At 67.3% G+C, this 11,980-nt stretch carries 13 protein-coding genes; 9 read left to right on the forward strand and 4 right to left on the reverse strand.

Annotated elements, in window-relative coordinates; translation table 11 throughout:
- Positions 1-43 precede the first annotated feature (43 nt).
- The 3 genes from A5779_RS05695 to A5779_RS05705 form a co-directional block, all read right to left on the reverse strand.
- Positions 44-1,093, reverse strand: coding sequence for an NAD(P)-dependent alcohol dehydrogenase (locus A5779_RS05695; protein ID WP_064879827.1), 1,050 nt, complete (start codon positions 1,091-1,093; stop codon positions 44-46).
- A gap of 160 nt (positions 1,094-1,253) precedes the next feature.
- A complete protein-coding gene (locus A5779_RS05700; RefSeq protein WP_064879829.1) occupies positions 1,254-1,529 on the reverse strand; it encodes a YciI family protein in 276 nt (91 codons plus the stop codon).
- A 10-nt stretch (positions 1,530-1,539) separates the two neighbouring features.
- Positions 1,540-2,613, reverse strand: a complete 1,074-nt coding sequence (locus A5779_RS05705) for an iron-siderophore ABC transporter substrate-binding protein (protein WP_064879831.1) — start codon at positions 2,611-2,613, stop codon at positions 1,540-1,542.
- Between the two features lie 176 nt (positions 2,614-2,789).
- Between A5779_RS05705 and ctaD the strand changes: the two genes are divergently transcribed.
- Genes ctaD through A5779_RS05720 form a run of 3 tightly spaced genes read left to right on the forward strand, consistent with a single transcriptional unit; the run spans position 2,790 to position 6,146 of the window.
- Positions 2,790-4,517, forward strand: coding sequence for an aa3-type cytochrome oxidase subunit I (gene ctaD / locus A5779_RS05710; RefSeq protein ID WP_055119923.1), 1,728 nt, complete (start codon positions 2,790-2,792; stop codon positions 4,515-4,517).
- A 42-nt stretch (positions 4,518-4,559) separates the two neighbouring features.
- The gene (gene serB, locus A5779_RS05715; protein ID WP_064879843.1) at positions 4,560-5,804 is read left to right on the forward strand and encodes a phosphoserine phosphatase SerB; all 1,245 of its coding nucleotides are present in this window, start codon (positions 4,560-4,562) and stop codon (positions 5,802-5,804) included.
- A gap of 33 nt (positions 5,805-5,837) precedes the next feature.
- A complete protein-coding gene (locus A5779_RS05720) occupies positions 5,838-6,146 on the forward strand; it encodes a hypothetical protein (protein ID WP_055112661.1) in 309 nt (102 codons plus the stop codon).
- A gap of 8 nt (positions 6,147-6,154) precedes the next feature.
- On the opposite strand, the gene yczR is transcribed toward A5779_RS05720, so the two are convergent.
- Positions 6,155-7,582, reverse strand: a complete 1,428-nt coding sequence (gene yczR / locus A5779_RS05725) for a MocR-like transcription factor YczR (protein WP_413784892.1) — start codon at positions 7,580-7,582, stop codon at positions 6,155-6,157.
- A gap of 76 nt (positions 7,583-7,658) precedes the next feature.
- Here yczR and A5779_RS33975 point away from each other — a divergent pair, with 76 nt between their 5' ends.
- The 6 genes from A5779_RS33975 to A5779_RS05750 are packed head-to-tail and all read left to right on the forward strand — an operon-like array spanning position 7,659 to position 11,867.
- Positions 7,659-7,805 (forward strand): hypothetical protein, encoded by a 147-nt coding sequence (locus tag A5779_RS33975; protein ID WP_165609220.1) that lies wholly within the window; start codon positions 7,659-7,661, stop codon positions 7,803-7,805.
- On the forward strand, positions 7,802-8,518 hold the full coding sequence (yczE, locus tag A5779_RS05730; RefSeq protein WP_064879835.1) for a membrane protein YczE: 717 nt from the start codon (positions 7,802-7,804) through the stop codon (positions 8,516-8,518). Before A5779_RS33975 ends, yczE begins: the two co-directional genes overlap by 4 nt.
- Positions 8,449-9,318 carry an ABC transporter ATP-binding protein gene (locus tag A5779_RS05735; protein ID WP_174554321.1) on the forward strand — a complete coding sequence of 290 codons (870 nt, stop codon included), beginning with the start codon at positions 8,449-8,451 and terminating at the stop codon, positions 9,316-9,318. The genes yczE and A5779_RS05735 overlap by 70 nt, the downstream gene beginning before the upstream one ends.
- On the forward strand, positions 9,315-10,157 hold the full coding sequence (locus A5779_RS05740; protein WP_064879837.1) for an NUDIX hydrolase: 843 nt from the start codon (positions 9,315-9,317) through the stop codon (positions 10,155-10,157). The genes A5779_RS05735 and A5779_RS05740 overlap by 4 nt, the downstream gene beginning before the upstream one ends.
- Positions 10,154-10,825, forward strand: a complete 672-nt coding sequence (locus A5779_RS05745) for an enoyl-CoA hydratase (RefSeq protein WP_064879839.1) — start codon at positions 10,154-10,156, stop codon at positions 10,823-10,825. The genes A5779_RS05740 and A5779_RS05745 overlap by 4 nt, the downstream gene beginning before the upstream one ends.
- A 34-nt stretch (positions 10,826-10,859) precedes the next feature.
- Complete coding sequence (locus tag A5779_RS05750) at positions 10,860-11,867, forward strand: class I SAM-dependent methyltransferase (RefSeq protein WP_064879841.1); 1,008 nt, start codon at positions 10,860-10,862, stop codon at positions 11,865-11,867.
- Positions 11,868-11,980: the final 113 nt, after the last annotated feature.

Below are 11,980 nucleotides of genomic sequence, written 5' to 3' on the forward strand. Positions count from 1 at the left end.
GTCACCTGGTGACCGCAATCCGCGGCGTTGACGAAATGCCGACTCAGCCGCGCAGCGAGGCGGTATCGATCACGAAGCGGTACCGCACGTCACTGGCGAGCACGCGCTCGTAGGCCTCGTTGATGTAATCGGGCTGGATGATCTCGATCTCGGGGGTCACGTTGTGCTCGGCGCAGAAGTCCAGCATCTCCTGGGTCTCCGGGATTCCGCCGATCATCGAACCGGACAGGCTGCGGCGGTAGGCGCCCAGCGGGAAGAACGGCACCACCAGCGGCTTTTCCGGCGCGCCCAGTTCGACCAGGGTCCCGTCGGTCTTGAGCAGGCCCAGGTAGGCGCCGAGGTCCAGATTCGCCGACACGGTGTTGAGGATCAGATCGAACTGACCGGCCAGCTTGCGGAAGGTGTCCGGGTCGCTCGTCGCGTAGTACTCGTCGGCGCCCAGTCGGAGGCCGTCTTCCATCTTCTTCAGCGACTGCGACAGCACGGTGACGTGCGCGCCCATCGCGTGCGCGAGCTTGACGCCCATGTGGCCCAGTCCGCCGAGGCCGATCACGGCGATCTTCTTGCCCGGCCCGGCGTTCCAGTGGCGCAGGGGCGAGAACAAGGTGACGCCCGCGCACAGCAGGGGAGCGGCCTTGTCCAGCGGGATGCTGTCGGGGATACGCAGGACGTAGTTCTCGTCGACCACGATCGCGCCGCTGTACCCGCCGTAGGTGGGGGTGCCGTCGCGCCCGGTCGCGTTGTAGGTGCCGATCATGCCGCTGCCGGTGCAGTACTGCTCAAGACCGGCCTTGCAGTTGTCGCACTCCCGGCAGGAGTCGACGAAACAGCCGACGCCGACATGGTCGCCGACCTTGTACTTGGTGACGTCGGAACCAACCTCGGTGACCACACCGGCGATCTCGTGCCCGGCGACCACGGGGTAATTCGGAGTGCCCCATTCGCCCTTCACCGTGTGGATGTCGGAGTGACAGATGCCGGCGAAGTGGATGTCGAAGGCCACGTCGTGCGGCCCTACCTCGCGGCGGGTGATGGTGGTCTTGGCCAGCGGTTCGGTCGCCGAGTTGGCGGCATAGGCGTAAACAGTGCTCATCAAAGCCCTCTTTGCTCGTCGTCTGTACGTATCCCGGAAAGATTAGTCCGGTTAACTGATCACTGCCTGTGACGGCAGTCCGCAGCGTGCAACGACGCGGGCGGCAGCGGTAATCCCGCTATCGCCTGTGACATATCTCCCGGCTCACCACCGGAAGGGATCACAGCCCGGGTGCGCGGAAGGACCCGTTGAAGGAGACCCGCTCGCAGCGGATCAGGCCGGCCAGGGTGTACGGATCGCGCGCGATCACGTCCTCGACCTCTTCTTCGCTGAGGTCTCCGGTGATCAGCACGGCGCCGGTCGCCGATTCCAGACGCCCCGCCAGCACGACGCGACCTGCGGCGACCTCCTCCTCGAGCCACGCGAGGTGGGCGGGACGGGTCTGGTCGACGACGTCGGCGGGTTGGGTGTACGTGGTGGTGAGGACGTGGAACACGTTGGTGAGATTAGTTGATCGGTGCGTTGACCCAGCGCAGGTCGTCGAGGATGCCGCGGGCGGCAACGATGTTCTGCCCGGTCTGCCAGACCTCGTTGTTCACCACGAACACCCGGTTGTCCTTGGCCGCAGACAAGTCGCGCCACGCCGTGCTCTGGAGAATCTTGGGCGCGTTCTCCCGAGCGGCCGCGGAGGTGAACGAGACGTAGACGATGTCGGCGTCGGCGCTGCGGTAATCGGGGTCGGTGGTACCGAGCTCCTCGTAGGGCTTGTCGGTGAATCGTTGCGCGGCAGGGCGATCCAATCCCACCGCGGCGAGCACGCTGCCGGGGAAGGTGTCGGCCCCGTACACCCGGACGCTGTTCTCGGTCAGCTGCACCACCGAAGCTTGGAAGTGTGCGGCGTCGTTCTTCGCGCCGGTGTCGCGGGCGGCGTCGTCGAACTTCCCGATCAGGTCAGCAGCGGCGTCAGCGCGACCCGTCGCCGCACCCACCGCGCGCAACGTGTCCCGCCAGGCAGCGCCCGGGGCACCCGTGAACACCGTCGGGGCGATGGCCGACAGCGCGCCGAAGGACGCCGGCGTGAGCGCCGCCGAGCCAAGGATCAGATCCGGGTCGGCCGCCTTGACGGCATCCAGGTCCGGCGCGTTCCGGGAACCGGCCGGCGCCACCCCGTGGACCACGCCACCCAGGTAAGAGGGTTGCTCGGACGAACCCTCCGGGAGGGCAGCGGCGACGATCCGGGACTGCAGGCCCAGTGCGCACAACGCGTCCAGTTGGTCGCCGGACAGCGCGACGATGCGCTGGGGGTCGCCGCGTACCTCGGTGGACTCCGGGATGTCACCGCCCTCGGCGCGCGCGTTGCGGACCTCCCGCGCCGATTGATCGGCGGCGGCGGGCTCGGCTGCGCAGGACTCGTCGGGCTTGCGCTGATTCCCCAGCACGCCGGAATCGGCGATCTTGGTGACGCTGGTAGAGATCGACGTCTGCGACTGCGACGTCTGCTCCGCCGAACCGCATCCACTGGCGAGTGTCGCGGCCGCAGCGATCACCGCGACTGCGGCGCGGGGTCGGTTCATCAGCACCGGCCGACCGTAACATTCACAGCTTTGCCGCTGGTCAGGGCCTCGCCGTCGAAAGTCGTGACTCCGCGGGGCGACTCAGTACGACAGTTTGTAGGACCCAGGGGCGCTCAAGCCTTCGGGAGCGTTAGGATTCAGGTCGATATGCGGGATTTCCCGACGAATCTTTGGAGGATCTCTTGGTAGCCGAAGCGCCCCCAATCGGAGAACTCGAGGCACGTCGTCCTTTTCCGGAACGGATGGGCCCCAAGGGCAACCTGATCTACAAGCTCATCACGACGACCGATCACAAGCTGATCGGCATCATGTACTGCGTCGTCTGCTTCGCCTTCTTCTTCATCGGCGGTCTGATGGCTCTGTTCATGCGTACGGAGCTGGCGATGCCCGGGTTGCAGTTCCTGAGCAATGAGCAGTTCAACCAGCTGTTCACCATGCACGGCACGGTGATGCTGCTGTTCTACGCCACCCCGATCGTGTTCGGGTTCGCCAACCTGGTGCTCCCGCTGCAGATCGGTGCGCCCGACGTGGCGTTCCCGCGGCTGAACGCCCTGTCGTTCTGGCTGTTCCTGTTCGGTGCGCTGATCGCCATGGGCGGCTTCATCACCCCCGGCGGTGCCGCGGACTTCGGTTGGACGGCCTACTCGCCGCTGACCGATGCCATTCACTCGCCGGGTGCCGGTGGTGACCTCTGGATCCTGGGTCTCGCCGTCGGTGGTCTTGGCACCATCCTCGGTGGCGTCAACATGGTCACGACCGTGGTCTGCATGCGTGCGCCCGGTATGACGATGTTCCGGATGCCGGTGTTCACCTGGAACATCCTGGTGACCTCGATCCTGGTCCTGATCGCCTTCCCGATCCTGACCGCCGCGCTGTTCGGCCTGGCCGCCGACCGCCACCTGGGCGCCCACATCTACGACCCGGCCAACGGCGGCGTCCTGTTGTGGCAGCACCTGTTCTGGTTTTTCGGCCACCCCGAGGTGTACATCATCGCGCTGCCGTTCTTCGGCATCGTGTCTGAGATCTTCCCGGTGTTCAGCCGCAAGCCGATCTTCGGTTACACCACGCTGATCTACGCCACCATCAGCATCGCGGCCCTGTCCGTGGCCGTGTGGGCACACCACATGTACGCCACCGGCGCCGTCCTGCTGCCGTTCTTCTCCTTCATGACGTTCCTGATCGCCGTCCCGACCGGCATCAAGTTCTTCAACTGGATCGGCACGATGTGGAAGGGCCAGCTGACGTTCGAGACGCCGATGCTGTTCTCGGTCGGCTTCCTGATCACCTTCCTGCTCGGTGGCCTGTCCGGCGTGCTGCTGGCCAGCCCGCCGATCGACTTCCACGTCACCGACAGCTACTTCGTCATCGCGCACTTCCACTACGTGCTGTTCGGCACCATCGTGTTCGCCACCTACGCGGGCATTTACTTCTGGTTCCCGAAGATGACCGGCCGGCTGCTCGACGAACGCCTGGGCAAGCTGCACTTCTGGCTGACCTTCATCGGCTTCCACACGACCTTCCTGGTGCAGCACTGGGTCGGTGACGAGGGCATGCCGCGTCGTTACGCCGACTACCTGCCGTCGGACGGTTTCACCACGCTCAACGTGATCTCCACGATCGGTGCCTTCATCCTGGGCATCTCGACGCTGCCGTTCGTGTGGAACGTGTTCAAGAGCTGGCGCTACGGCGAGCCGGTGACGGTCGACGACCCGTGGGGTTACGGCAACTCGCTGGAGTGGGCTACCTCGTGCCCGCCGCCGCGGCACAACTTCACCGAGCTGCCCCGGATCCGTTCGGAGCGCCCGGCGTTCGAGCTGCACTACCCGCACATGGTCGAGCGGATGCGCGCCGAGGCTCACGTGGGCCGTGCGCATCACCCAGAGCTCGAGTCTGCGGACCGCTCCAGCTGACGGGTGGCGGCATCCGGGGGAGAGCACGTCGAAGGTGACTCGATGAACGGTGCTCCACGCGAGCGCTCGTCGGTATTGATCACCGTCACGGGAGTCGATCAGCCCGGCGTCACCTCGGCACTGTTCGGGGTGCTCGCCCGCCATCAGGTGGAACTGCGCAACGTCGAACAGGTCGTGGTCCGCGGCCGGCTCACCCTCGGTGTGCTGGTCGCGGCGCCGATCGAGACGGTTGCCGGGGAGTCGCTGCGCGACGATGTCGAGACGGCCATCCACGGCCTCGGTCTGGACGTGACGATCGAGCGCAGCGACGACATGCCCGTCATGCGCGAACCGTCCACACACACGATCGTGGTGCTGGGGCGTCCGATCACAGCTGAGGCGTTCAGCGTGGTGGCCCGCGCCGTGGCGGGTCTGGGCGTCAACATCGACACGATCCGTGGGGTGTCCGACTACCCGGTGACCGGTCTGGAGCTTCGCGTCTCGGTGCCGGCGGGGGCGGCGTACAGCCAGCTGCAAACCGCACTGGCCCAGGTGGCCGTCGACGAAGGCGTCGACATCGCGCTGGAGGATTACAGCCTGGCCCGTCGGGCCAAGCGGCTCATCGTCTTCGACGTGGACTCCACCTTGATCCAGGGTGAGGTCATCGAGATGCTGGCCGCCCGGGCCGGGATGGAAGCCCAGGTGGCCGCCGTCACCGAAGCTGCGATGCGCGGCGAGCTCGATTTCGCCGAATCACTGCATCGCCGGGTGGCGACGTTGGCGGGCCTGCCCGCGTCGGTCCTCGACGATGTCGCCGAGCAGGTCGAGCTGACGCCCGGCGCCCGGACCACCATCCGGACCCTGCGGCGACTCGGTTTCCACTGCGGCGTCGTGTCGGGCGGCTTCCGCCAGGTCATCGAACCGCTCGCGCATGAACTCATGCTCGACTACGTGGCCGCCAATGAACTGGAGGTCGTCGACGGCAAGCTGACCGGGCGGGTCATCGGTCAGGTCATCGACCGGCCAGGAAAAGCCAAGGCGCTGCGCGATTTCGCGCAGCAGGTCGGCGTCCCCATGGAGCAGACCGTGGCTGTGGGCGACGGGGCCAACGACATCGACATGCTGGCGGCTGCCGGCCTCGGTGTCGCCTTCAACGCCAAACCGGCACTGCGTGAGGTTGCCGACGCGTCGCTGAGCCATCCTTATCTGGACACCGTGCTGTTCATCCTCGGCGTCACCCGCGGCGAGATCGAAGCTGCCGATGCCCAGGACGGCGTGTTGCGTCGCGTCGAGATCCCCGAGGACTGACCGCCGGCTCACCCCTGAAGTAGGGTGTGGGGCATGGCGAACTTGAAGCACACGGTTGTGGTTGGCGTGTTCGCCGTTGCGGCGGTCCTGGGTCAGTTGGCGGTTGCGGCCCCGGCCGAGGCCAAGCGATGCCCGTCGGGAACGGTGCAGACAAAGTTCGAGGGCGTGTGCGTGGCCGGTTCGTCCGGCGGCGGGATGGGCGCGGTGGCACCGCCGGTGATGGCGCCCAGCGCCGGGGGAACCAACATCACGAACCGGCCCGGCGAGCTGCCGACGGTGAACGGGATTCCCTGCACCATCGAGCACTACAGCACCTGCTACGCAATGTCGCAGCAGCCCTGAATCGCTGACTAGACCACCAACGTCTGAGGTTGCGCGCCGAGCGTGCCGGTGATGCTGTGCCAGGCGCGCACCAGCAGGTGCACGGCCTCTTCGAGTTCAAGTTCCGGCAGCGCATAGGGCAGCCGGACGAACCGCTCCAACGTGCCGTCCACGCCGAACCGCGGGCCTGCGGGCACATCCAGACCCAGCCGCATCGCGGCGGCCGACAACGCGGTGCTCATCGGCGCGGGCAGCTTCACCCACAGCGACATCCCCCCACGGCCGTGCCCCGGCTGCCAGTCCGGCAGCTCTCGGGCCAACAGGGCCACCAGGAATTCCCGACGGGCGCGGATGATCTCGCGGCGTTCCGGAAGTACCTCGGCACGCATCGCGAGTAGTTTGGCCGCGGCGAGTTGTTCGAGGATCGGGGTACCCAGGTCCACCGAAGGCCGGATCGCCGCGATGGTGGCCAGAGTTCCTCGCTCGGCGCGGATCCAGCCGACCCGCAGGCCACCCCAGAACGATTTCGACATCGAGCCGATGGTCAGCACCAGATCATTACGGGGCACCGAGGCGGCCAGCGGCTCGGGCGGCGCCTCGTCGATCCACATGTCGGCGATCGATTCGTCGACGATGGTGCGGGTGCGCGTATCGGAAATGATCTGTCCCAACCGCTTTCGCTCAGCGGCGGGCATGGTGAACCCGGTGGGGTTGTGGCTGTCGGGAACCAGGTAGGCCAGGCTGGGCGCAAGCTGACGCAACGCGGCCTGTACGGCGTCGAGTTCCCAGCCGTCCTCGGTGAGCGCGACCGGAACCGCCCGCGCCCCGGCAGTCGAGATCGCCGACAGCGCACCGTGATACGTCGGCTGCTCGACGAGTACCCGGTCCCCGGGCTGAGTGTGGCTGGCCAGGATCAGACCGATGGCGTGCTGGGCGCCGCTGGTCACCATGATCTGGTTCGGTTCGGTGGGTAGCCCTCTGCTGCAATACCTTTCGGCGATGGCCGCACGCAGGGGGCCGACGCCCATAAGTTCGTGACCGGGCTCGCGCAGATACGGCGCGATGTCGCGGGCGGCGTCGGCGAAGGCTTCCAACACGGCGGTGCCCGGCGCGGAGAGCGCGGCGGCGGCCAGGCTGACCGTCGGCGTGGTGGCCTCGGTCTGGATGTGACCTGCGGTGGGCAGCGCGGTGACGCTGCGGGCTCCGCGGCGGGCGTGCAGATAACCGTCGTCACGCAGCTGGGCGAAGGCCGCGGTGACCGTGGTGCGTGACACCCGCAGGGTCTCGGCGAGTGCCCGCTCGGAGGGAATGCGTGACCCGACCGGAACGCGGCCGTCCACGATCAGCAGCCGGATCGCATCGGCCAGGCCGAGGTAGGCGGGTCCACTTTGGCTGGAGGTACGCCAGTTGCCTAGTTCGCGGGCCAAGAGGTCCACATCAAGGGCTCTGGTGGCCATATCTGCTGACATAATGAGGCCAGTATGGTCTAACTGGCTATTGATAGACAAGCCACATCGCCGAGATCATGGCTGCATGGCACGGAACTGGATTTCCCGATTGGCAGAGAATCTGCGCCGTCTGCACGATCCCGACAACTACGCCGGGGACCGCGATGTGGACGCCCGCCGGGTGCGTAGTGAGCTCGACGCGATCCGCGTCCGATTCCCTGACCACGCATGAGGACGGCGTTCACCCGCGGTGCGCTGCTCCTGATCGGACTGTGCGGCTACGGCGTGTCGATGGCCATGATGGTGCGCGCCGGGCTCGGACTCGATCCGTGGGACGTCTTCCACCAGGGAATCACCCGGCACACGCCACTGTCGCTCGGCATGGCCTCCGCCGTCGTCGGTGTGGTGGTCCTGCTGGCCTGGATCCCGCTGCGCAACCGGCCCGGAATCGGGACCGTCGCCAACGTCATCGTCATCGCGCTCACCGTCGATGCCGCCCTCGCGATACTTCCGGCGCCGTCGGCGTTGCCGGTGCGCATCGCCATGATGATCGGTGCCGTGGTGCTCAACGCCATCAGCACCGTGCTCTATATCGGCGCCGGCCTCGGCCCCGGACCCCGAGACGGTCTGATGACCGGGCTGGTCGCGCGCACCGGATTGTCGGTGCGGCTGGTGCGCACCGGGATTGAGGCGACCGTACTGGCCGTGGGCGCGCTGATGGGCGGCACCGTCGGGATCGGCACCCTCGTCTATGCCTTCGGGATCGGGCCGCTCGTGCAGCTGTTCCTGCGGCTGACACCACGGTCACTGTTGTTCCACGATTTCAGCGGCGGACGTGCCCGAGCGGATCGGGAGCCGGTCACTACGATGAGCGAGTGGCCGCAGGGGAACGCACCGACTCGACAATCACCGATGACGGAGACGGAACCGACCCCGACCTGTTGATCGACTTCGCCAGGGTGAGCCTGCGGCGCGGCGGCAACACGCTCGTCGGGCCGATCACGTGGACCGTCGAACTCGACGAACGCTGGGTGGTGATCGGCCCCAACGGTGCAGGCAAGACCTCGCTGCTGCGAATCGCGGCAGCCACCGAATACCCCTCGTCGGGCACCGCGTACGTGCTCGGGGAACGCCTTGGTCGAACCGACATGTCCGATCTGCGCGCTCGCGTCGGACTCAGCAGCTCGGCGTTGTCCCAGCGGATCCCCGACGACGAGGTCGTGCGTGACCTGGTGGTGTCGGCCGGCTACGCCGTGCTGGGCCGCTGGCGCGAGAACTACGAGGACATCGACTACGCCCAGGCCGTCGACATGCTGGAAAGCGTCGGTGCCGAACACCTCGCCGAGCGGACCTACGGAACACTGTCCGAAGGCGAACGCAAACGGGTCCTGATCGCCCGGTCGCTGATGACCGACCCCGAACTACTGCTCCTCGACGAGCCCGCGGCCGGCCTCGATCTCGGCGGCCGTGAAGAGCTGGTAGCCCGGTTGACCGACCTGGCCGCCGACCCCGATGCGCCGGCCATGGTGCTGGTCACCCATCATGTCGAGGAGATTCCGGTCGGTTTCAGCCACGCGCTGATCCTCTCGGAAGGCAAGGCGGTTGCCTCGGGTCTGCTGACCGAGGTGTTGACTGCTGAGAACCTGTCCAAGGCGTTCGGCCAGTCGATCGCACTGGACGTGATCGACGGGCGTTACTTCGCCCGGCGAACCAGGAGCCGGGCGGCTCATAGGAGGCGAGAATGAGCACAACGACCGACCCACTGGTGCCGCGTCCGGCGGCCACGGTGATGCTGGTCCGCGACGCCGCCGCATCGATCGAAGTCTTCATGATGCGCAGGCACGCGGCGATGGAGTTCGTCGCCGGCGTGATGGTGTTCCCCGGCGGCGGAGTCGACGACCGCGACCGCAACGCCGACATCGCCTGGTTCGGACCCGAACCGGACTGGTGGGCACAACGGCTCGGGGTTGACACCGGGCTGGCCGAGGCACTGGTGTGCGCCGCGGCCCGCGAGACCTTCGAGGAGTCCGGGGTCCTGTTCGCCGGGCCCTCCAACGACCCGGACGGGATCGTCAGCGATGCCTCCGTCTACGGCGATGCACGCGCCGCCCTGGCCAACCACTCGCTGTCCTTCGCCGACTTCCTGCGCGACGAGAAGCTCGTGCTGCGAGCCGACCTGCTGCGGCCGTGGGACAACTGGGTCACCCCGAAAGAGGAGCGCACCCGCCGCTACGACACCTTCTTCTTCGTCGGTGCACTGCCCGAGGGGCAGCGGGCCGACGGGGAGAACACCGAAACCGACCGGGCCTTCTGGAGCACTCCGCAGGCCGGCCTCGACGACTTCGAGCAGGGCAACTCGTTCCTGCTGCCACCGACCTGGACCCAGCTGAATTCGCTGGCCGGCCGGTCCGTCGCCGACGTGCTGGCCAGTGAGCGCAAGATCGCCCCCATCGAACCCAACCTGTCCCTCGGTGAGGGCAGCTGGCAGATCGAGTTCTTCGACAGCGGTCGCTACAACGCCGCCAGGAACCACCGGGCGCCGCTCGGCCGGGGCGGGGCGACTGCCGGAGACGCAAGTCGGTGAACGAGTTCGTCAGCGTGATCGCCGGGGTGACGCCGGAGCAGGACGGCGTCGGCACCCTGATGTTGTCGCGGCCCCCGACCAACGCCCTGACCCGGCAGATGTACCGCGAGATCGTTGCGGCCGCCCACGAGCTGGGTGAGCGCACCGACATCTCCGTGGTGATCCTGTTCGGCGGTCACGAGATCTTCTGCGCCGGCGACGACGTACCCGAGCTGCGCACGCTGAACGCGGCCGAGGCGGCTGCCGCGGACACGGCGCTGCACCAGTGTGTCGAGGCTGTGGCCGCCATCCCCAAACCCACCGTGGCAGCGATCACCGGTTATGCACTGGGCAGCGGGATGACCCTGGCGATGGCTGCGGACTGGCGCGTGAGCGGCGACAACGTCAAGTTCGGGGCGACCGAGATCCTGGCCGGACTGGCGCCCCGCGCCGGGGGCGGGGCACGGCTGGCCCAGACGATCGGCGCCAGTAAGGCCAAAGAGCTGGTTTTCAGCGGACGTTTCGTCGGTGCCGAGGAGGCGCTGGAGCTCGGGTTGATCGACCAGATGGTGGCGCCCGACCACGTCTACGACGAGGCGCTGGCCTGGGCGCGGCGATTCGTGGACCATCCCGTGGACGTGTTGGCCGCGGCCAAGGCCGCCGTCGACAAAGTGGTGGACCGGCCCTGACGCCGACTCGACCCGGGCAGTTAGGCTGCCCTGCATGACTGACATCAAGGATTCCGGCACCGACGCCGATATTGCCGGCATGCCGACTCCTAACCCGCACGCCACGGCCGAGCAGGTCGAAGCCGCGATGCACGACAGCAAGCTCGCGCAGGTGCTCTACCACGACTGGGAAGCCGAAACCTACGACGAGAAGTGGTCGATCTCCTACGACCAGCGGTGTATCGACTATGCCCGTGGCCGGTTCGATGCCATCGTGCCCGAGGCCGAGCAGCGTGAGCTGCCGTATGACCGGGCCCTCGAGCTGGGCTGCGGTACCGGGTTCTTCCTGCTCAACCTGGTCCAGTCCGGGGTGGCGCGCCGCGGTTCGGTCACCGACCTGTCCCCGGGCATGGTCAAGGTTGCGACCCGCAACGGTCAGTCACTCGGCCTGGACATCGACGGGCGCGTCGCCGACGCCGAGGGCATCCCGTACGAGGACAACACCTTCGACCTGGTGGTCGGGCACGCCGTGCTGCATCACATCCCTGATGTCGAACTCTCGCTGCGCGAGGTGGTCCGGGTGCTCAAGCCCGGCGGCCGTTTCGTGTTCGCCGGTGAGCCCACCACGGTCGGCAACAAGTACGCGCGTGAGCTGTCGACCTTGACCTGGCACGCCACCACCAACCTGACCAAGCTGCCGTGGCTGAGCGAATGGCGGCGCCCGCAGGCCGAACTTGACGAGTCCTCCCGCGCCGCGGCGTTGGAAGCAGTCGTCGACCTGCACACGTTCGACCCGGCCGATCTGGAGCGGATGGCCTCGAACGCCGGCGCTGTCGAAGTTCGTACCGCCAGCGAGGAATTCACCGCGGCGATGCTCGGCTGGCCGGTCCGCACCTTCGAGGCCGCGGTGCCGCCGGGGCGTCTGGGCTGGGGCTGGGCCAAGTTCGCGTTCAACAGCTGGACCACGCTGAGCTGGGTCGACTCCAACGTCTGGCGCCGCGTGGTGCCCAAGGGCTGGTTCTACAACGTGATGGTCACCGGGGTTAAGCCGACAGTAGATTGAGGCCGCCCGCTGTTTGATATCGGAGCCGTCGCATACCTGCGCTCGGACAGAGGCGATGTCACTGACCAGGCTGGCTCCGGTGAGGCGGCGCTCGGCCACCTCACCCAGGGCCG

The organism is Mycolicibacterium peregrinum, from assembly GCF_001665625.1.
In the GTDB taxonomy this organism is placed as follows: Bacteria; Actinomycetota; Actinomycetes; order Mycobacteriales; family Mycobacteriaceae; genus Mycobacterium; species Mycobacterium peregrinum_B.

Excerpts from the sequence above, each read along its gene's own strand:
- A5779_RS05695 (WP_064879827.1), bottom strand. The coding sequence starts at position 1,093 with ATGAGCACTGTTTACGCCTATGCCGCCAACTCGGCGACCGAACCGCTG.
- serB (WP_064879843.1), top strand. The coding sequence starts at position 4,560 with ATGAACGGTGCTCCACGCGAGCGCTCGTCGGTATTGATCACCGTCACG.
- A5779_RS05720 (WP_055112661.1), top strand. The coding sequence starts at position 5,838 with ATGGCGAACTTGAAGCACACGGTTGTGGTTGGCGTGTTCGCCGTTGCG.
- yczR (WP_413784892.1), bottom strand. The coding sequence starts at position 7,582 with ATGGCCACCAGAGCCCTTGATGTGGACCTCTTGGCCCGCGAACTAGGC.
- A5779_RS33975 (WP_165609220.1), top strand. The coding sequence starts at position 7,659 with ATGGCACGGAACTGGATTTCCCGATTGGCAGAGAATCTGCGCCGTCTG.
- yczE (WP_064879835.1), top strand. The coding sequence starts at position 7,802 with ATGAGGACGGCGTTCACCCGCGGTGCGCTGCTCCTGATCGGACTGTGC.
- A5779_RS05740 (WP_064879837.1), top strand. The coding sequence starts at position 9,315 with ATGAGCACAACGACCGACCCACTGGTGCCGCGTCCGGCGGCCACGGTG.
- A5779_RS05750 (WP_064879841.1), top strand. The coding sequence starts at position 10,860 with ATGACTGACATCAAGGATTCCGGCACCGACGCCGATATTGCCGGCATG.